This window comes from Kitasatospora sp. NPDC127060, assembly GCF_042724935.1.
GTDB lineage: Bacteria > Actinomycetota > Actinomycetes > Streptomycetales > Streptomycetaceae > Kitasatospora.
In genome coordinates this window covers 1-17,225 of record NZ_JBHXEG010000127.1, presented here as the reverse complement: position 1 = coordinate 17,225, position 17,225 = coordinate 1, and the positions used below count along the sequence as shown (strand labels likewise).

Here is a 17,225-nt window from a genome sequence, read left to right as displayed (position 1 = left end):
GACCGAAGTCCTGGCGCCCCTTCGGCGTGTGGTGACGGGGTTACAGCGCGACGCCGAGCAGGGCGTCCACCGTCCGGGAGACCAGACCGGGCGCGCCGATGTCGGAGCCGCCCTGGCTCTCCTGCTGCGCGACCCACCGGTCGACGGCGGCCAGCGCGGCGGGCGCGTCCAGGTCGTCCGCCAGTGCCGCGCGGACCTCGGCGAGCAGCTGCTCGGCCGCCGGGCCGTCCGGCCGGGAGACCGCGGCCCGCCAGCGGGCGAGGCGCTCGACGGCCTCGTCCAGGACGCCCTTCGTCCACTCCCAGTCGGCGCGGTAGTGGCGCGAGAGCAGCGCCAGGCGGATCGCCGCCGGGTCGACGCCCTCGCGGCGCAGGGCCGAGACGAAGACCAGGTTCCCGCGGGACTTGGACATCTTGTGGCCGTCCAGCGAGACCATGCCGGCGTGCACGTACGCCTTGGCGTACGGGTGCGAGCCGGTGGCGACCTGGGCGTGCGAGGCGCCCATCTCGTGGTGCGGGAAGGAGAGGTCGCTGCCGCCGCCCTGGAGGTCGAAGGTCATGCCCAGGTACTGCAGCGCGATGGCGACGCACTCGATGTGCCAGCCGGGGCGGCCGTGGCCGAGCTCGGTGTCCCAGGCGGGCTCGCCCGGGCGGGCGGCCAGCCAGAGCAGGGCGTCCAGCGGGTTGCGCTTGCCGGGGCGGTCCGGGTCGCCGCCGCGCTCGGCGAAGACCGGGCGCATGGCCTCGCGGCTGAGGCCGGAGACCTCGCCGAAGTGCGGGTCGGCGTCGACCGAGTAGTAGATGTCCTCGTCGACCTTGTAGGCGGCGCCGGAGGCCAGCAGCTTCTGCACGATCGGGACGATCCACGGGATCGACTCGACGGCGCCGACGTAGTGGGCCGGCGGAAGCAGCCGCAGGGCGGTCATGTCCTCGCGGAAGAGGGCCGTCTCGCGCTCGGCGAGGGCCACCCAGTCCTGGCCGGTCTCGACGGCGCGCTGCAGCAGCGGGTCGTCGACGTCGGTCACGTTCTGGATGTAGAGGACGTCGTGACCGGCGTCCTTCCAGACCCGCTGCACCAGGTCGAAGGCGTTGTAGGTGGCGGCGTGGCCCATGTGGGTCGCGTCGTAGGGCGTGATGCCGCAGACGTAGATCCGGGCGGTGCCGTCCTGCGGCACGACCTCGCGGACCTTGCCCGCTGCGGTGTCGTAGATACGGAGGGGGAGCCCCTGACCAGGCAGGGCGGGAACCTCGGAGGCGGGCCAGGCATGCATGGGATCGACCTTAACCTTGAGAACATTTGAAAGCCTAACCAGTAACGAAGATCGACTGGATTCGCTTCCTGTCGTTGCCTGGTCACCTCGCGACTGATAGAGCATGTTCCGTTTCGGGCGTACGACTCGATCCGTTCGGCCACGGACATGGGTGAGCGCCCGGTCGGCCCTGCCGCCGACCGGGCGCCCCGGCTCCCCGGGGAAGCAGCCGGAGCCGCTACGACCGCTGCCAGAGGGCCGGCACGTTCGGCGGCTCCCAGCCCGCCATGGCGGTGTGCGCCTGGAGGCAGACGTAGGAGGCGCCGGAGTAGGTGACGCGGTCGCCCGCGCGGTACGCCGTGCCCGGGGTCCAGCTGCCGCCCGGCGGCGTGGTGGGCCCGCCGGTCGGGGTGCCGGTCGGGGTGGCGGTGGCCGTCGGGCTGGGGGTGCCCGGGGCCTGCGGCACGTCCAGCACGAAGTCGAAGGTGGCGGTCTCGCCGGAGCCGTTCTGCTGGACGTTCATCAGCAGCCGGGCGTCGTAGATGGTGTCGGTGTTGTTGCGCGGCTCGCCCGGGAAGTAGAGCTGGGTGGTCAGGATCGGGCGGCCGGGGGCCTGGACCTTGACGTGCAGGTGCCGGGTACGGCCCGGGTAGAGGCCGGGGACGACGGTGTCCAGTTGGTAGGCGCCGTTGGCGTCGGTGAACTGGTGGCCGCGGAAGGTGTAGCCGACGTTGTCGTAGTTGCCGCCGTCGTCGGCCTGCCAGAAGTCCAGCAGCACGCCGGAGACGGGCCGGCAGGCGCGGCCGAAGACGTAGCCGCTGACGGTCAGCCGGGTGCCCGGGCCGTCGTTCACCATCGAGCTGCGCAGCGGGGAGTCCGGCTTGAAGTACGGTCCCTCGATCTGCTCGATGGTGGGGTCGTCGCCGTCGTGGCACTCGGGGGTCAGGCCGGGGGTGCGGCCGGTGCCGGCCTGGTCCCGGGCCAGCGCGACCCCGCCGCCGACCAGCAGCGGCGCGGCCCCGAGCGCGGCGGCGGCCTTCAGGACGGTCTTGCGGCTGATCATGCCGTCGGACGGGGGCATGGGCCGTCTCCTTCCGGTGGATTCCTCAGGGGGTGGGGCGGCCCTTGTCATGATGGGGGCATGACAAGGACCGAACCGACCGCCGTCCGCGCGCCGGACCGGCCGCCGGTGGCCAGTAGGAACGTTACGGACCGTCCGGCGCGACGGCGATGGACATGATCCGGGGATCATGGTGATTTCCGTCGACCCGGGCGCGGAACTCCCCCGGGGTCATCCCGGTCTCCCGCCGGAAGAACCGGCAGAAGTACGCCGGATCCACGAAGCCCGCTTCCTTGGCGACCTGACGAATCGTCAGGTCAGTGCAGGCGAGCAGGCGTTTGGCCTCCAGTGTCTGCTGCCGGCGGATCAGCCCGCCCGGGGTGCGACCGGTGGCCTGCTTGACCAGGGTCTGCAAGTGCCCCGGGGAGACGCCGAGCTCCTGGGCGGTGGAGGCCACCGAGTGCCGCACCCCGCCCGGCTTGGCGATCAACCGGGTGAAGGCGGCGGCCAGTTCGGCCGGTCGGGTGGGTACCGCGGGCCGGTCGTCGGGGGTGCGGGCGCGCAGTGCCCGGACGATCAGGATGTGCAGACTGGCGCGCAGCACGCCCTGGTAGCCGGGAGCCCTGGTCAGGTACTCCTGCTCCATGTCGGCGAGCAACCCGTCGATGGCACCGGCCTGTTCACCGAGCGCGATGCCGGGGCGGGTGGCCAGGGCGCGCAGCGCGGCGAGGTCCTGCGGGTGCCCCAGCAGGAAGTCCTCGTTGAACAGGACGACCCGGCCGGCCAGCCCTTCGGCCTCCGCCCAGTGGTGCACCTGGCCGGGCGTGATCACGCACAACTGCGGTGGCGCCAGCGGCCGGTGGGCCAGGTCCAGGACGTGGGCGCCGCGGCCGCCGGTGACCTGGACGATCTCGTAGAACGAGTGGCGGTGGGGGAAGTTGGCGCGGGAGAGCGGGCCGATCGCGTCGAAACCTCCGATGGCGAAGGGCAGTACGTGGGGCAGCGGGACCTGCAGGCGGTGCAACGGCAGGTCCGGCGCGACTCGGGGGGTGGGGGTGGTCCGTCGCACGTCCATCGGAGCAGTGTGCGACCTGTTCCGGTGACAGGTCCAGACCACCGGCCGGTAGGGTCCGCCGGAGGGCCGGACCCCGGCGCGGTGCGCCGGGGGGCAAAACGGTGGGTCAGACCGGCGGCCAGGGGATCGCGGGCCAGTCCGCGGACGGCAGCGGGTGCCGGCCGGAGTCCCGCAGCCCGGCCACCCGGGCGCGGGTGGCGTCCAGTTCGGCACCGGTCAGGTGCGGGGTGAGGCGCTCGGCCAGCTCCCCGTCCAACTGCTCGGCCAGCCGGGCCAGCACCTCCAGCGCCTCGGTGGGCAGCGGGTCGCCCGCCCAGCCCCAGAGCAGGGTGCGCAGCTTGCCCTCGGTGTTGAAGGTGACGCCGTGGTCGATGCCGTACACCCGGCCGTCGGCGGCGGGGATCAGGTGGCCGCCCTTGCGGTCGGCGTTGTTGAGCACCGCGTCCAGCACCGCGAGCCGGCGCAGCCGCCGGTCGTCGTGGTGCACCAGCAGCGCGGTGCGCCCGTCCTCCACCTCGGCCCGGACGATCGGCAGCCAGCCCGCCTCCGGGCCCGCCGGGTCCTGCAGCGCCAGCAGCGGCTCGGCCTGCGGATCCGGCTCGACCCACAGCTGCACCATGCCGGGCCCGTGCGGCCCCTCGCGCAGCACGGTGGGCGGGATCAGCTCCCAGCCGGTCGCCGCGGACAGCTCGTACGCGGCGACCTCGCGGCCGGCCAGCGTGCCGTCCGGGAAGTCCCACAGCGGGCGTTCGCCGGCCACCGGCTTGTAGACCGCCTGGGCGCTCAGCGAGCCGTGCTCGACCGTGCAGTACAGCGCGGCGTTGGAGGCCTCGGTGAGGCGGCCGTGCACGGTCAGCGTGCCCTGGCGCAGCAGCGCGAGGGCGGTGCGCACGTCGGCGGCGAGGGCGGCGGCGGCCGCCGGGTCGGCCTGCGGCGGGGTCTCGGTGTTCAGCGCCGGTAGCCGTTCGCGCGCGGGCACAGGTGGCCCTCCGGGTCCAGCGGCAGGTTGCAGAACGGGCAGGGCTTGCGGCCTGCCGCGACCAGGTCCAGGGCGCGCTTGGCGAACACCCGGGCCATCGCGCCGGACAGCCGCACCCGCAGCATGTCGGGGCCGTTCTCGTCGTCCTGGAAGACCGCCTCCTCGGCGTCCTCCTCCTCGTCCTCCACCAGCGCCTGGGCCTCGACCACCAGGCAGGCGTCCACGCTGTCCCAGGCCAGCGCCATGGTGCCGACCCGGAACTCCTGCTCCAGCGGGAGGTCCAGCGGGGCGGTGTCCAGCAGGTTCTTGGGGGCGGCGGCCGGGATGGCGGCGTCGCCGCCGCTGCGCCGCAGCGCCTCGTCCAGGACCTCCTCGATCCGCTCGGCCAGCGCGGCCACCTGGTTCTTCTCCAGCAGCACGCTGGTGATCCGGCCCCGGGCGCTGGCCTGCAGGTAGAACGCCCGGGCGCCGGGCTGGCCGACGGTGCCGGCCACGAAGCGTTCGGGCTGGTCGTAGAAGAAGACCTGACGGGGCACGCTCTAGCTCCGGATCGGGTTGTCCAACTGGGCAGGTGGTCGAACTGCGGGGCACTCAGGTGGGGCACTCATCAGCCACCCTACGACCTCCGGGCCCCGGCCGGGGAGCCGAGCCGGGGCCGCCGGGCGGGGGTGGCACCCGCGGGCCCGGGGTGTGCCCCCGGACCGCACCCGTCAGGCCGTACCCCTCGGGCGGTGGCGCTCGGGCGGTAGTGGTCGGGCTGCGGTGCTCAGGCCGTGCCGCCGACCACCGCGTCGCCTCCCGGGGTGGCCGGGGCGGCGGAGGGCCTGGGCGCCAGCGAGGAGAGGTCGCCGGTGTCGCCCATCCTGAGCACGAAGGGCCGCTGCGGGGTGTAGCGGATCGCGGTGACGGAGCAGGGCTCGACGCTGATCCGCTGGAAGTGGTCGAGGTGCAGGCCGAGGGCGTCGGCCACCACCGCCTTGATCACGTCCCCGTGCGAACAGGCCACCCAGACCGCGTCCTCACCGTGCTCGGCGGCGATCTTGGCGTTCCACTCCCGGACGGCGTCCACCGTGCGGTGGCTCAGCTCGCGCAGCGACTCCCCGCCCGGGAAGGCCGCGGCGGCGGCGTGGTCCTGCACCGTGCGCCAGAGCGGCTCCTTGGCCAGCTCGGCCAGCGGACGGCCGGTCCACTCGCCGTAGTGGCACTCCCCCAGCCGTTCGTCCTCGGCCGGCCCGCCCAGCTCCGGGCGGACGGCGAGCAGCGGCTCCAGGGTCTGCCGACAGCGCTCCAGCGGGCTGCTGACGGCCTGCACCAGCGGGATCCCGGCCAGCCGGCCGGCCAGCGCGGCGGCCTGCGCGCGCCCGGTGTCGTCCAGGTCCACGCCGGGGGTCCAACCGGCCAGGATTCCGGCGGTGTTCGCGGTCGAGCGGCCGTGGCGGACGAGCAGCAGGGTGGGCATGGGGCTCAGCCTACGGCCTCCGGGCTCGGCCGTGGGCCGGTCGGGGCGGCCGACGGGGCAGCGGTAAGGGGCCTCGGAGTGCCGATCGGCCGGCCTCGGAGTGCCGGTCCGGGGCGGCTCCGGCCGCCGGTGGCCCCGCCGGCGCCCCTTCTCCCGACCCCCCGGGCGCGTCCGGGGGACAATGGCCCGCATGATCGTCCACTGCGCCGTGTACCAGGACGGCCGCCGGCTGGGGGCCTCCGAGGACCTGACCGACTCGCTCACCGCCGCCCGCGAGGCCGGCCCGGGAGCCTTCGTCTGGATAGGCCTCTTCGAACCCACCACCGAGGAACTCGACCGGGTCGGCAAGGAGTTCGCGCTCCACCCGCTGGCCGTCGAGGACGCCGTCAGCGCCCACCAGCGCCCCAAGGTCGAGGCCTACCAGGGCTCGCTGTTCGTCACCCTCAAGACCCTCGGCCACCACGCCGACACCCACGCCGTCACCAGCGGCGAGGTGATGGTCTTCCTCGGCCCGGACTTCGTGATGACCGTCCGGCACGGCGCGGACACCCCGCTCAGCGGCCTGCGGGCCCGGCTGGAGCAGCAGCCCGAACTGCTCCGCTACGGGCCCAGTTCGGTGCTGCACTCGGTCTGCGACACCGTGGTGGACGGCTACGTCGAGGTGGCCACCGCCCTGCAGACGGACCTGGACGAGCTGGAGGCCGACGTCTTCGCCCCCGGCCGGATCGGCCGCGACACCGCCGGGCGGATCTACGGCTACAAGCGCCAGGTGATGACCGTCCGCCGCGCCACCGTCCCGCTGCTGGAACCGATGCTGCGGCTGGAGCGCGGCGCCCCCTTCGTCCGGCCCGAGACCGCCCCCTACCTGCGGGACGTCGCCGACCACCTGGCCCGGGTGAACGACCAGGTGGACGGCATGGACCGGCTGCTCTCCGACATCCTCGGCGCCAACCTGGCGCAGGTGAGCGTCCAGCAGAACAACGACATGCGGAAGATCTCCGCCTGGGCGGCGCTGGCCGCCGTACCGACCATGATCGCGGGCGTGTACGGAATGAACTTCGACGTGATGCCCGAGCTGCACGAGCCCTGGGGGTACCCGGCGGTGCTGTCGCTGATGGCGCTGGTCTGCGTGGTGCTGCACCGGGTGTTCAAGCGGCACGACTGGCTGTAGTGCCGCCCGGACTCCGTTCCGCGCACGGGCTACGCCGGGCCCATCGGCCACGCCAGGCCCTACGGGCTACGCCAGGCCGGCCCGCTCCAGCGCGTCGACGCCGGTGCGCAGCGCCTGGATCCGCTCGTCCAGGGTGAAGCCGGACGGGGCCAGGGTGAGCGTGGTGACGCCCGCGTCGGCGTAGGCCTGCATCCGGTCGGCGATCCGGGCGGTGTCGCCGATCAACGAGGTGGCGTCGATCAGGTCGTGCGGGACGGCGGCCGCGGCGCCGGCGTAGTCCTTGGCCAGGTACTTCTCCTGGATCTCGTCGGCCGCCTGCTCGTAACCCATGCGCCGGGTCAGCTGGTTGTAGAAGTTCTTCTCCTTGCTGCCCATGCCGCCGATGTACAGCGCGGCGTAGGAGCGCAGGCCGTCGACCGCGGCCTTGATGTCCTCGCCGACCGCGATGTTCACGGTGGGGCAGAGGTCGAAGCCGTCCAGCGTCTTCCCGGCCTTGGCGCGGCCGGCCGTCAGGGCGTCCAGGGAGAGCGCGGAGTGCTCGGGCGAGAAGAAGATGCCCAGCCAGCCGTCGGCGATCTCGCCGGTCAGCTCCAGGTTCTTCGGGCCGATCGCGGCGATGTACAGCGGGATCTGCTCGCGCACCGGGTGCACGGTCAGCTTGATCGGCTTGCCCGGACCGCCGGGCAGCGGCAGGGTCCAGTGGGCGCCGTCGTGCACCAGGCGCTCGCGGGACATCGCCTTGCGGATGATCTCCACGTACTCGCGGGTCCGGGCCAGCGGCTTGTCGAACTTCACGCCGTACCAGCCCTCGGAGACCTGCGGGCCGGAGACGCCGAGGCCGAGCCGGAAGCGGCCGCCGGAGAGGGTGTCCAGGGTCGCGGCGGTCATCGCGGTCATCGCCGGGGTGCGGGCCGGGATCTGGAAGATGGCCGAACCGACGTCGATCCGCTCGGTCTTGGCGGCGACGAAGCTCAGCACGGTCGCGGCGTCGGAGCCGTACGCCTCCGCCGCCCAGCAGACCGAGTAGCCGAGCCGGTCCGCCTCCTGGGCCACCGCGATGTTGTCGGCGTCCATGCCGAGTCCCCAGTAGCCGAGGTTGATGCCGAGTCGCATGTGCCGAACCTTCCAGTCGGATGGGCTTGGTGGCGAGGGTAGCCGCGCACGCGCGGGTCATGCTACTGACGGGTACCGGTGGCTCGGGTCACACCGGGCGCATTGATCGTTCTGCGGGTCTGCGCCCCTGCCCGGGTACCGGCCGCTACGCTCAGCCGACGTGGGGAGCGCTCTCCCCACCTGCGCGTTTACAGGGGCTACCGGGCCACCGGTACCACCGGCCAGTGGAGGGCCCGTCCGATGGAAAAGCGTCACCTCGGCCGCACCGGCCTGCAGGTCTCCCGCCTCGGTCTCGGCACCATGACCTGGGGCCGCGACACCGACGAACACGAAGCCGCCGAGCAGCTCAAGGAGTTCGTCGACGCCGGCGGCAACCTGGTCGACACCGCCGACGTGTACGCCGACGGCGGCGCCGAGTACCTGATCTCCCGCCTCACCGACAGCCTCATCCCCCGCTCCGAACTCGTCATCGCCACCAAGGCGGGCAGCGTCCCCGAGTCCCACCGCCGCTTCGACGGCTCCCGCGGCCACCTGCTCGCCGCCCTGGACGCCTCGCTGCGCCGCCTCGGCACCGACTACGTCGACCTGTGGCAGGTCCACGCCTTCGACCCGACCACCCCGGTCGAGGAGACCCTCAGCGCCCTCGACATCGCCGTCACCTCCGGCCGCGCCCGCTACACCGCGGTCTGCGACTTCAGCGGCTGGCAGCTCGCCAAGGCCGCCACCTGGCAGCGCGCCCACCACGACCGGATGCCGCTGGCCGGGGCGCAACTGGAGTACTCGCTGCTGCAGCGCGGCATCGAACGCGAGGCGCTGCCCGCCGCACTGGACGCCGGGGTCGGGATCCTGGCGGGCTCGCCGCTCGGCCGCGGGGTGCTCACCGGCAAGTACCGGCACGGTGTCCCGCAGGACTCGCGCGGCGCCTCGCCCCACCTGACCGGATTCGTCCAGCCCTACCTCGGCGAGCGCTCCCGGCGGATCGTGGACGCCGTCGGCACCGCCGCCGACGGGCTCGCCAGCAGCCCGCTCGCGGTCGCGCTCGCCTGGGTCCGGGACCGCCCCGGAGTGGCGAGCGCGCTGGTCGGGGCACGTACGGTGGCACAGCTGCAGGCGGCACTGTCAGTGGAGGCGCTTACGCTTCCGGGTGAGATCCGCGGCGCGCTGGACGACATCTCGTCGCCGGTGCACCGCTACCCGGACCAGGGGTGGACCGAGCTGTAGGCCCCTGGACCGGGTTGTCGAGCAGAACGTGCAGTGGAGTGACCTTTGGAGCGGACGACGATGAGTGACACGGGAAACGGCGCTCCGAAGGAGACCGCGGCCCCGCCCGCGGACCAGGCCGCGATCGCGGACATCGTGGCGCGGATCCGCCAGATCGAGCGACAGGAAGCGAGCCCGGGGGCTCATCGGCTCGGGCCCTCCGGGGCGAAGGCCGCCGAGCCGGAGGGTTCCGAGGCGCGGGGTTCCGAGGCGCGGGGTTCCGAGCCCGGTCCCGCTGAGGTGGCGGCCGCTCCTCCGGTGCCCGCCCAGGCTGCCCCGGCGGCCCAAGCCGCCCCGGCCGTGCGGCCCGAGGAGCCGAGCGGTGACGTGCTCCAGCAGACCGTGGCGGTGCTGACCGCCGGTGGCGCCCCGGCCGAGCTGGCCGCCGCCGCGGTGGCCGAGTTCGGCGAGGACGCGGCCGAGCGGCTGCGCGAGGACCCGTGGGCCGTCCTCGGCCTGCCCGGCGTACGCCCCGAGCACGCGGACCACTTCGCCCGCGGCCTGCTCGGCTCCTCGGCCGCCCCGGACGACCCACGCCGGGCCCAGGCCCTGGTGGTCTGGCTGCTGGAGCAGGCGGCGCTGCGCGGGCACTCGGCCCAGGACCTGACCGAGGTGGCCGAGGGGCTCGAACGGCTCCGGATGCCGGAACCGGCCGCCGCGATCCAGCACGCCGTCGCGGACGGACGGGTGCTGCCGTTCCAGGAGGCGCTGAGCGGCCCCGAGGCGCAGACCTCCGGCGATGACGAGGAGGAGGCGCCGACCCGGACGCTGCTCGCGCTGGAGGGGCTGGCGATGGCGGAGGACAGCCTCGCCGAGAAGCTGCTCCAGCTGATGGCCACCTTCGTCCCGGGTGAGGACGCCGAGCCGGAGACCGCCGAGCTCGCGGAATCGGAAGGGGAGCCGGCGTCGGAGCCGGAGCCGGAGCCGGAGTCGGAGTCGGAGTCAGGGTCAGGGTCAGAGCCGGCGTCAGGGTCAGAGCCGGAATCCTCGGAGGAGGCTGCCGAGACCGCTCCCGCCGAGGCCGCGCCCGTCTCCCCCGGCCCCGCCGCCTGGGAGGCCGCCGCCGCGACCGCGCCGTCCTCCTCCGCGGCCGCCCTGGTCCGGGCCGTCGCCGACAGCGCGCTGGTGCTGCACACCGGCGGTGAGGCGGCCCGCGCCGAGCCGGCCGCGCTGCTCGCCGCCGCCCGCGGGCTCGGGCTGCGCGCCTGGGCCGCCACCTGGACCGACCAGGGCAAGGAGTCCTTCGACGCGCTCAGCGAGGCCGAGACCCCGGTGGTCACCCTCGCCGAGCTGCTGTCGGGTACGGCGGGCCCCGGCCACGCGGCCGACGGCTCGCTCGCCCTGGACCTCCTGGTCGTGCTGGACGCGCCGCTGCTGGACGTCGAACTGGCCGCCACCGTCCTGGAGTCGCTCGCCGACGGCACCCGGCTGGTGCTCAGCGGGGACCCTGGTCAGCTCTGGTCGGCGGCCCCCGGCCGGTTCTTCGCGGACCTGCTGGCCGCCAAGGTCTGCCCGGCCGTCGCCTCCCGCACCCCGGACTTCGGTCCGATCGGCGAGCTGGTGTCCGGGGTCGGCATCGGCGAGCTGCAGCCGGTCGAGGCGCCGGACAAGGAGGTGGTCATCCTGACCGCCAGGGACGGCGGCGAGGCCGTCCACCGCGCCGTGCAACTGCTCACCGACTCCATCCCGCGCGCGCTCGGCATCCCGGCCGAGCAGGTGGTGCTGCTCACCCCGGGCCACGGCGGCCCGGCCGGCACCCGGGCACTGAACGCCGCCGCCAAGGCCCGGCTGAACCCCGGCCCCGGCCGCTTCGGCGGTTTCGACCCGGGCGACCGAGTGGTGGAGTCCCCCGCGCCCGGGATCACCCGCCCGGCCCGGGTGCTCGACGGCGACGCCACCGGCCTGCACCTGGAATACCCGGACGGCTCGCGCCGGACCGTCCCGCCGGCCGAGGCCGGCCGGCTGCGGCACGGCTGGGCGCTGACCGTCCACCAGGCGCTGGGCCGCCGCTGGCCCGCCGCCGTGGTCGTGCTGCCGGAGGACGCCGGGCCGGCGCTCACCCGGCAGTGGGTCTACACCGCCTTCGGGCGGGGCGAGCGGCACCTGTCCGTGGTCCACGCGGCGGGCCCGGCGCTCGCCCAGGCCGTCGCCGAGCGCCCGGCGCAGCCGCGCACCACCCGGTTGCGGGCGGTCCTCGCGGAGAACGCGGCGTCGGCGTACTGATCCGCCGAGCGGTCCGCACGCCGACCGGCTGACGCGCGAAGGGCGGGCCCGGAATCCCGGGCCCGCCCTTCGCGTTCGTCCGATGTCAGTCGTCGGGGTCCTCGTCGTCGTAGACCTCGCTCACGTCGAACCGGCAGATCAGCAGCTGCGGGTCGGCGTGCTCGAACGGCTCCGGCAGCCACTCCCCCGGTTCGGTCGGCTCGGCCGCCGCGACCCAGAGCGTCGAGTCCGCCTCCTCCAGGCCGAACTCCTCGCTGCGGGCGGCGATCTCGTCCGGCTCGTACTCGCCGAACAGCACGCCGAGCGCCGTGTTGACGCCGCCGGCGCCGCCCGGGGTCAGCGTGTCGTCGAGCCGTTCGGCCTGCGCGCGCAGCCGCTTGGGGTCGACCACGTGGTAGTCGCGGCGGATCAGCACGCTGATCGCCTCGGGCTGTTCCGGGCCGTGGTAGCCGCCCGGTCCCTCGTCTCCGGGGATCTCGAACGGGGTGACCTCGTCGTAGACCTCGTAGAGGAGTTGGTCGTACGCGATGGCCGCCGTCGCGAGCTGCTCGTAGGCAGCGGTCACGGCGGGATCATCGGCTGCGTTGGGGCTTGACACCGCTTCCAGATGACGGTCGATGGCGGCCTTGACCGCCTCAGCGGCGGCGCGTACCTCGGCAATGGTGGGCTGCGCGGCATCAGACATGGTGCAGACGCTATCTCCCCGCGGCGCCGGTACGCACAGCGGTTGTCACCTACACCCGCGATTTCACCGCAACTTCCCCCCTGATGTCCGATTCGGTGCGTTCTGTCCACCGGCAGAACCGGCGTGGGGCGGGCGCAGAGGGCGCACGGCCGGTCCGGCGGGGCCGTCCAGGTGCCGCTTCGCGCGCCGGTATCGGGGTATCCCCTCCACATCAGCAACAGAACTGATGCACTGTCAGCCGAGCGCCCGGGTCATGCGCTGCCGAACCGCCGCGCCGGGACGGGAGGTCGGCCGGAAATACCCGGGCCGACTGTCCGGAGCAGGCCGTAGGCTTGCGTGCAGGTGATCCTCAGGAGGAGCGTTTTGACCCCACCGAAGCCGGTCCGGCAGCCGGAGTACGAGTACCAGTCGCTGCGCATGCCGCGCGGCACCACGCGCAACGCGGCACGCCAACTGCTCACCGAGCACGCCGAGTACGGGCACTGGGAGCTCGACCGGCTGAGGCTGTTCCCCGACGGCAGCCGGACGGTCCGGCTGAAGCGGCGGATCATCCGGCAGGTCCGGAGCTGGTGACGGGCGGGGGCGCCGCGCCCTGAGCGGGATGCGCGCGCCGGGCCTTCACGCGCCTACGGCCGCCCCGGAGAACGGGGGCGGCCGTAGGCGCGTCGTTCCGTCGGCGGGTGTGCGTGCCTCGCCGGCGGAGGCCGCTGAGCGGTCGGGGGGCTCAGTCGGCCGGAGGGCTCAGCGGGCGCCGGCGCGGGCCCGGCGGTAGAGCACGCCGCCACCGATCAGCAACGCGAGCCCGGCGGCTCCGAACACCTCGACGCCACCGGCGCCGGTGTGGGCGAGCTCGCCGCCCGCGGCGACGCTCTGCGCGGCGGGGGCGGCCGGGGCGCTGGTGCGGGCGGCGGCCGGAACGGCCTGGGTGCTGGTGGTGGTGCCCGGCGCGTGGGCGGCCGGGGTGCTCGGGGTGACGCCGGTGGACGGTCCGCCGTTGCGCGAGCCACCCGGGCCGGTCTCACCGCCGGTCGCCGGCGGGGTGGTGTGGCCCTCGGGGCAGTCGTCGGTCGGCTTCGGGGCGGGCCGGGCCACGTTGGCGCAGTCGTTGCCGAAGGCCGGATTTCCGACGCCGACCACGTCCACGGAGTTGCCGCAGGCGTTCACCGGGACGTGCACCGGGGCCTGGACGCTGTTGCCGGAGATCACCCCGGCCGAGTTGGCCGCGGTCCCCCCGGCGGAGGCCCCCGAGGCGGAGGAGCCCCGGCTCGCGCCGGTGCCGGAGGCGGCACTGCCGCCGGGCTGACCACCCTGACCGGGCCGCGGGGCGGCGTGGCGGCCGCCGCCGCTGACGTTGGCGCAGTGGTTGCCGTACGCCGGGTTCAGCACACCGATCACGTCGACCGTGTTGCCACAGGCGTTGATCGGCACCTCGACGGGTACCTGCACCGAGTTCCCGGAGGCGACACCCGGTGATCCCGCCGCACCTCCCTGCGCCTCGGCGGCCGCGTAGGCGTAGCCGGCGGTCGAGGCCAGCACGCTGCCGGTGGCCACGGCAGTGAGGATCCCCTTCTTGGCGACATTCCTCATGATTTCCCCTGACGTTTCGATACGGCATGTTCGACCTTGACGTGAACCTGTATGAAAGTCGGAATTTCCGTATATCCGGAAATCACGCAAGGCCTTCGACTGCACACGAGTTAACGAGAGGCCAACGGGGAGGTTGAGCCGAACGAAGCAGCTTCACCCGATCGAGCGATCGGGGCGTTCGAACCTTGCCGGCCCGGCCACGGGGGCCGGATCGGCCTCCGGGACCGGGCCAACCTCCGGGGCCGGACGGTCATCCGGGGCCGGGAGCCGAGCAGCACAAAGGCCCCCGGTGCGGCGCGTCCGCCGCCCGGGGGCCGTGCTGAGCCGGTCTCAAGGAACCTCGACGATCCTCAACGAGAACAGGCCTCAACGAGCCTCAACGGCCCGGAGGTCGGCTCAGAAGTTGGCGCAGTGGTTGCCGAACGCCGGGTTCAGCACGCCGATCACGCTCACGGTGTTGCCGCACAGGTTCACCGGGACGTGGACCGGAACCTGGACCTGGTTGCCCGCGACGACACCCGGGGAGCTCACGGCCGCACCCTCGGCGCCGGCACCGCCGTGAGCGGACGCCACACCGGCGGCGGCGAGCACCAGGCCACCGGTGGCGGCGGCGACAGCGGCGATCTTCTTGACCTTCATCATTCCTCCTGTACGGACAACGCAACCCGTTCGGCGGGCTGCACAGGGATGAACGACGCTGCGGCAAACGGGGTACGGAACAGATTTGCCATTCACCCGCAACGGTGATGCCTCGCACAAATAGTCGGCGAGCAATTGCGGGCAGAATCGTTTCTGTTGATCTCCCTCAACCCATCCCACAATCATGCGCTCGGACAATGCGCCCGGCCCGCCCCCGGCACTCAGGGAACGGGCCGACCCAGTCGCCTGATCAGCAGGCTCGGGACTTCAGCAGGCGTCGAGGAAGCGGTCCAGCACCCGGACGCCGAACTTCAGCCCGTCCACCGGCACCCGCTCGTCCACGCCGTGGAACATCCCGGCGAAGTCCAGCTCCGGCGGCAGCTGCAGCGGCGCGAAACCGAAGCAGCGGATGCCGAGGTCCTGGAAGGACTTGGCGTCCGTCCCGCCCGAGAGGCAGTACGGCACGGCGCGGGCGATCGGGTCCTCCGCGCGCAGCGCGGTCTGCATGGCCTCCACCAGCGCGCCGTCGAAGCTGGTCTCGATCGCCCGGTCCGAGTGCAGGCTCTCCCGCTTCACGCGCGGGCCGAGCACGCTGTCCAGCTCGGCCAGGAACTCCTCCTCGTAGCCGGGCAGGAAGCGCCCGTCCACGTGCGCGGTCGCCTGACCGGGGATCACGTTGACCTTGTAGCCGGCGCCCAGCATGGTCGGCTGCGCGGTGTTGCGCAGCGTGGTGCCGATCATCTTGGCGATGCCGCCGAGGACGCGCAGGGTCTCGTCCATGTTCTCCGGGTCCAGCTCGACCCCGAGCGCGTCGGACAGCTCGTCCAGGAAGGCCCGGACGGTCTTGGTGATCCGCAGCGGGAACTTGTGCCGACCGAGCCGGGCGACCGCCTCGCACAGCTCCGTGATCGCGTTGTCGTCGTTCTCCATCGAGCCGTGGCCGGCCCGGCCCTCGACCGTCAGGCGCATCCAGTGCATGCCCTTCTCGGCCGTCTCCACCAGGTAGAGCCGCACCTGGTCGTTGACGGTGAAGGAGAAGCCGCCGACCTCGCCGATGCCCTCGGTGACGCCCTCGAACAGCTCCGGGTGCTTGTCCACCAGGAAGCGCGCGCCGTAGGTGCCGCCCGCCTCCTCGTCGGCGACGAAGGCCAGCACCAGGTCGCGCGGGGGCTTGCGGCCGGTGCGCAGCCGGTCGCGCACCACCGCGAGGGTCATCGCGTCCATGTCCTTCATGTCGACCGCACCGCGCCCCCAGACGCAACCGTCGGCGATCTCGCCGCCGAAGGGGTCGTACGTCCAGTCCGCGGCGTTGGCCGGCACCACGTCGGTGTGGCCGTGGATCAGCAGGCCCGGACGGGAGCGGTCCTCGCCCTCGATCCGGACCACGGTCGAGGCCCGCCCCTTGGCCGACTCGAAGATCTGCGGCTCGACCCCGAACTCGGCGAGCTGCTCGGCCACGTACTCGGCCGCCTTGCGCTCGCCCGGGCCGGAGCCGTCCCCGTAGTTGCTGGTGTCGATCCGGATCAGATCGCGACAGATCTCGGCGACCTCCGACTCAGCCGTCACCCTCGGCGTCGCCGACTCGCTCCGCTCGCTCACGGTCACTCCTCGTCTTGGGCCCGCACCGACGCGCCAGCGCGCCACCCCCAGGACCTGCACCCGGGCCGTACGAGCACGTCCGCCCATCCTCCCCCAGCCCTCGATCCCGATCCACCCCCCGCACACCCCCGAAACCCGCTGGTCACGCCCCCGCCACGAGCCGCCCCTTGCCCCCGCCACCAGCCCCGCACTCCGCTCCGGAGCCGTTTTGGGACCCCAAGCCGATCTTTGCTACAGTTACATCTGTCAGCGCGGCGGCCGAGAGACCGAAAGCCGCGAGGGCGACACCTAGTCCGGGTGGCGGAATGGCAGACGCGCTAGCTTGAGGTGCTAGTGCCCTTTATCGGGCGTGGGGGTTCAAGTCCCCCCTCGGACACCAGCTGAGACCCCTGTTTATTCAGGGGTTTTTTGCTTTTCCGGGCCTCGTGCAACCCGGAGAACGGTGCCGGGCGTCCCGAGGGCCCGCGCAGTCTGCGTTGGTCAAATGTCTACCGGCGACTGCTCCCATGTCGATAGTCCGAGGCCGGGCATCCTGTAGTTCAACGAGTCCGCCCCGCCGGTTCAGGGCCGAGGCCTCTCGGGATGGGTCGGCCCGGGGGCGGGTTCGCATGGTGGTCCGAACGTACCGTGGGGCCGGTCGAGTTGGCCAGGCGGCCACCGGCCGGTGGGTGAACTCGGATGGTGAGGGCGCGGGTTCGGGTGTGCGAGTGCGGAGCGGACCCGGTTGCACACGGCGGCCGGGCGGGGGTCAGGCACTGAGGGCGCCGGGGGCGGGTTGGGCGGTCTCCACGAGGCGGGCGAACTCGCGCCAGGCGGCGGCGCATTCGAGGGCGAGCTGGGAGATCCGTTCGGCGCAGTGCGGGGGGACGCTGCGGACCAGCTGGTCGCGTTGGGCGGCGGGGGGCAGGCTGCTGGTGAGCATGCGCAGCAGGTGGCGGCCGCTTTCGTTGAGGCGCAGGGCGGGGTCGGTCATCAGGCGTTCCATGGTGCGGACCGGGTCCTGGGCGGTGGGTGGTGTGGTGGTGCGGCGGATGGTGCGGGGTTCGGGCCCCGCGGGCCCCGCGGTTGCTGCGGGCTGGGTGGGTTCTGCGGGTTGGGCGGGCTCGGGCGTGGGGGTGGGCGTGGG

15 protein-coding genes, 1 tRNA gene and 1 pseudogene are annotated in these 17,225 nt (G+C 73.4%); 5 read left to right on the top strand and 12 right to left on the bottom strand.

Annotated elements, in window-relative coordinates; translation table 11 throughout:
* Positions 1-40: 40 nt before the first annotated feature.
* The 6 genes from mshC to ACFWIS_RS38640 all read right to left on the bottom strand — a co-directional run bounded on the left by mshC (position 41) and on the right by ACFWIS_RS38640 (position 5,822).
* Positions 41-1,270, bottom strand: coding sequence for a cysteine--1-D-myo-inosityl 2-amino-2-deoxy-alpha-D-glucopyranoside ligase (gene mshC, locus ACFWIS_RS38665; protein ID WP_380462652.1), 1,230 nt, complete (start codon positions 1,268-1,270; stop codon positions 41-43).
* A gap of 217 nt (positions 1,271-1,487) precedes the next feature.
* A complete protein-coding gene (locus tag ACFWIS_RS38660; protein ID WP_380462654.1) occupies positions 1,488-2,381 on the bottom strand; it encodes a carbohydrate-binding protein in 894 nt (297 codons plus the stop codon).
* A 73-nt stretch (positions 2,382-2,454) separates the two neighbouring features.
* Positions 2,455-3,384 carry an AraC family transcriptional regulator gene (locus tag ACFWIS_RS38655; RefSeq protein ID WP_380462656.1) on the bottom strand — a complete coding sequence of 310 codons (930 nt, stop codon included), beginning with the start codon at positions 3,382-3,384 and terminating at the stop codon, positions 2,455-2,457.
* Positions 3,385-3,490: 106 nt separating this feature from the next.
* Positions 3,491-4,276, bottom strand: coding sequence for an SCO1664 family protein (locus tag ACFWIS_RS38650; protein WP_380462677.1), 786 nt, complete (start codon positions 4,274-4,276; stop codon positions 3,491-3,493).
* Between the two features lie 56 nt (positions 4,277-4,332).
* Complete coding sequence (locus ACFWIS_RS38645) at positions 4,333-4,899, bottom strand: DUF3090 domain-containing protein (protein ID WP_380462658.1); 567 nt, start codon at positions 4,897-4,899, stop codon at positions 4,333-4,335.
* Positions 4,900-5,129: 230 nt separating this feature from the next.
* Positions 5,130-5,822 (bottom strand): MSMEG_4193 family putative phosphomutase, encoded by a 693-nt coding sequence (locus tag ACFWIS_RS38640; protein ID WP_380462660.1) that lies wholly within the window; start codon positions 5,820-5,822, stop codon positions 5,130-5,132.
* A 190-nt stretch (positions 5,823-6,012) separates the two neighbouring features.
* Between ACFWIS_RS38640 and ACFWIS_RS38635 the strand changes: the two genes are divergently transcribed.
* Entirely contained in the window at positions 6,013-6,993 is a 981-nt protein-coding gene (locus ACFWIS_RS38635; RefSeq protein WP_380462662.1) for a magnesium and cobalt transport protein CorA, read from the top strand.
* Positions 6,994-7,059: 66 nt separating this feature from the next.
* On the opposite strand, the gene ACFWIS_RS38630 is transcribed toward ACFWIS_RS38635, so the two are convergent.
* Positions 7,060-8,106 (bottom strand): LLM class F420-dependent oxidoreductase, encoded by a 1,047-nt coding sequence (locus ACFWIS_RS38630; protein ID WP_380462664.1) that lies wholly within the window; start codon positions 8,104-8,106, stop codon positions 7,060-7,062.
* Between the two features lie 240 nt (positions 8,107-8,346).
* Between ACFWIS_RS38630 and ACFWIS_RS38625 the strand changes: the two genes are divergently transcribed.
* Together ACFWIS_RS38625 and ACFWIS_RS38620 are read left to right on the top strand one after the other, a co-directional pair.
* Complete coding sequence (locus ACFWIS_RS38625; protein WP_380462666.1) at positions 8,347-9,327, top strand: aldo/keto reductase; 981 nt, start codon at positions 8,347-8,349, stop codon at positions 9,325-9,327.
* Between the two features lie 60 nt (positions 9,328-9,387).
* Entirely contained in the window at positions 9,388-11,589 is a 2,202-nt protein-coding gene (locus ACFWIS_RS38620; RefSeq protein ID WP_380462668.1) for a helix-hairpin-helix domain-containing protein, read from the top strand.
* An 85-nt stretch (positions 11,590-11,674) separates the two neighbouring features.
* Here the strand turns inward: ACFWIS_RS38620 and ACFWIS_RS38615 are convergent, their stop codons facing one another.
* Positions 11,675-12,274, bottom strand: coding sequence for a hypothetical protein (locus tag ACFWIS_RS38615; RefSeq protein WP_380462670.1), 600 nt, complete (start codon positions 12,272-12,274; stop codon positions 11,675-11,677).
* Positions 12,275-12,637: 363 nt separating this feature from the next.
* On the opposite strand from ACFWIS_RS38615, the gene ACFWIS_RS38610 reads away from it, so the two are divergent.
* Positions 12,638-12,847, top strand: coding sequence for a DUF5703 family protein (locus ACFWIS_RS38610; protein WP_033350848.1), 210 nt, complete (start codon positions 12,638-12,640; stop codon positions 12,845-12,847).
* A gap of 168 nt (positions 12,848-13,015) precedes the next feature.
* Here ACFWIS_RS38610 and ACFWIS_RS38605 read toward each other — a convergent pair whose 3' ends face one another.
* The 3 genes from ACFWIS_RS38605 to ACFWIS_RS38595 form a co-directional block, all read right to left on the bottom strand.
* Complete coding sequence (locus ACFWIS_RS38605) at positions 13,016-13,861, bottom strand: chaplin (protein ID WP_380462672.1); 846 nt, start codon at positions 13,859-13,861, stop codon at positions 13,016-13,018.
* Between the two features lie 396 nt (positions 13,862-14,257).
* Positions 14,258-14,500 carry a chaplin gene (locus ACFWIS_RS38600; protein WP_380462674.1) on the bottom strand — a complete coding sequence of 81 codons (243 nt, stop codon included), beginning with the start codon at positions 14,498-14,500 and terminating at the stop codon, positions 14,258-14,260.
* A gap of 267 nt (positions 14,501-14,767) precedes the next feature.
* Positions 14,768-16,099, bottom strand: a complete 1,332-nt coding sequence (locus tag ACFWIS_RS38595) for a M20/M25/M40 family metallo-hydrolase (protein WP_380462676.1) — start codon at positions 16,097-16,099, stop codon at positions 14,768-14,770.
* Positions 16,100-16,390: 291 nt separating this feature from the next.
* Here ACFWIS_RS38595 and ACFWIS_RS38590 point away from each other — a divergent pair.
* A tRNA-Leu gene (locus ACFWIS_RS38590) sits at positions 16,391-16,478 on the top strand.
* 369 nt (positions 16,479-16,847) lie between these two features.
* On the opposite strand, the pseudogene ACFWIS_RS38585 reads toward ACFWIS_RS38590, so the two are convergent.
* Positions 16,848-17,225: pseudogene (locus ACFWIS_RS38585) on the bottom strand (hypothetical protein); the annotation flags it as partial.

Coding starts and splice junctions, on each gene's coding strand:
- ACFWIS_RS38655 (WP_380462656.1), bottom strand. CDS start 3,384: ATGGACGTGCGACGGACCACCCCCACCCCCCGAGTCGCGCCGGACCTG.
- ACFWIS_RS38625 (WP_380462666.1), top strand. CDS start 8,347: ATGGAAAAGCGTCACCTCGGCCGCACCGGCCTGCAGGTCTCCCGCCTC.
- ACFWIS_RS38640 (WP_380462660.1), bottom strand. CDS start 5,822: ATGCCCACCCTGCTGCTCGTCCGCCACGGCCGCTCGACCGCGAACACC.
- ACFWIS_RS38660 (WP_380462654.1), bottom strand. CDS start 2,381: ATGACAAGGGCCGCCCCACCCCCTGAGGAATCCACCGGAAGGAGACGG.
- ACFWIS_RS38605 (WP_380462672.1), bottom strand. CDS start 13,861: ATGAGGAATGTCGCCAAGAAGGGGATCCTCACTGCCGTGGCCACCGGC.
- mshC (WP_380462652.1), bottom strand. CDS start 1,270: ATGCATGCCTGGCCCGCCTCCGAGGTTCCCGCCCTGCCTGGTCAGGGG.
- ACFWIS_RS38620 (WP_380462668.1), top strand. CDS start 9,388: ATGAGTGACACGGGAAACGGCGCTCCGAAGGAGACCGCGGCCCCGCCC.
- ACFWIS_RS38635 (WP_380462662.1), top strand. CDS start 6,013: ATGATCGTCCACTGCGCCGTGTACCAGGACGGCCGCCGGCTGGGGGCC.
- ACFWIS_RS38600 (WP_380462674.1), bottom strand. CDS start 14,500: ATGAAGGTCAAGAAGATCGCCGCTGTCGCCGCCGCCACCGGTGGCCTG.
- ACFWIS_RS38615 (WP_380462670.1), bottom strand. CDS start 12,274: ATGTCTGATGCCGCGCAGCCCACCATTGCCGAGGTACGCGCCGCCGCT.
- ACFWIS_RS38630 (WP_380462664.1), bottom strand. CDS start 8,106: ATGCGACTCGGCATCAACCTCGGCTACTGGGGACTCGGCATGGACGCC.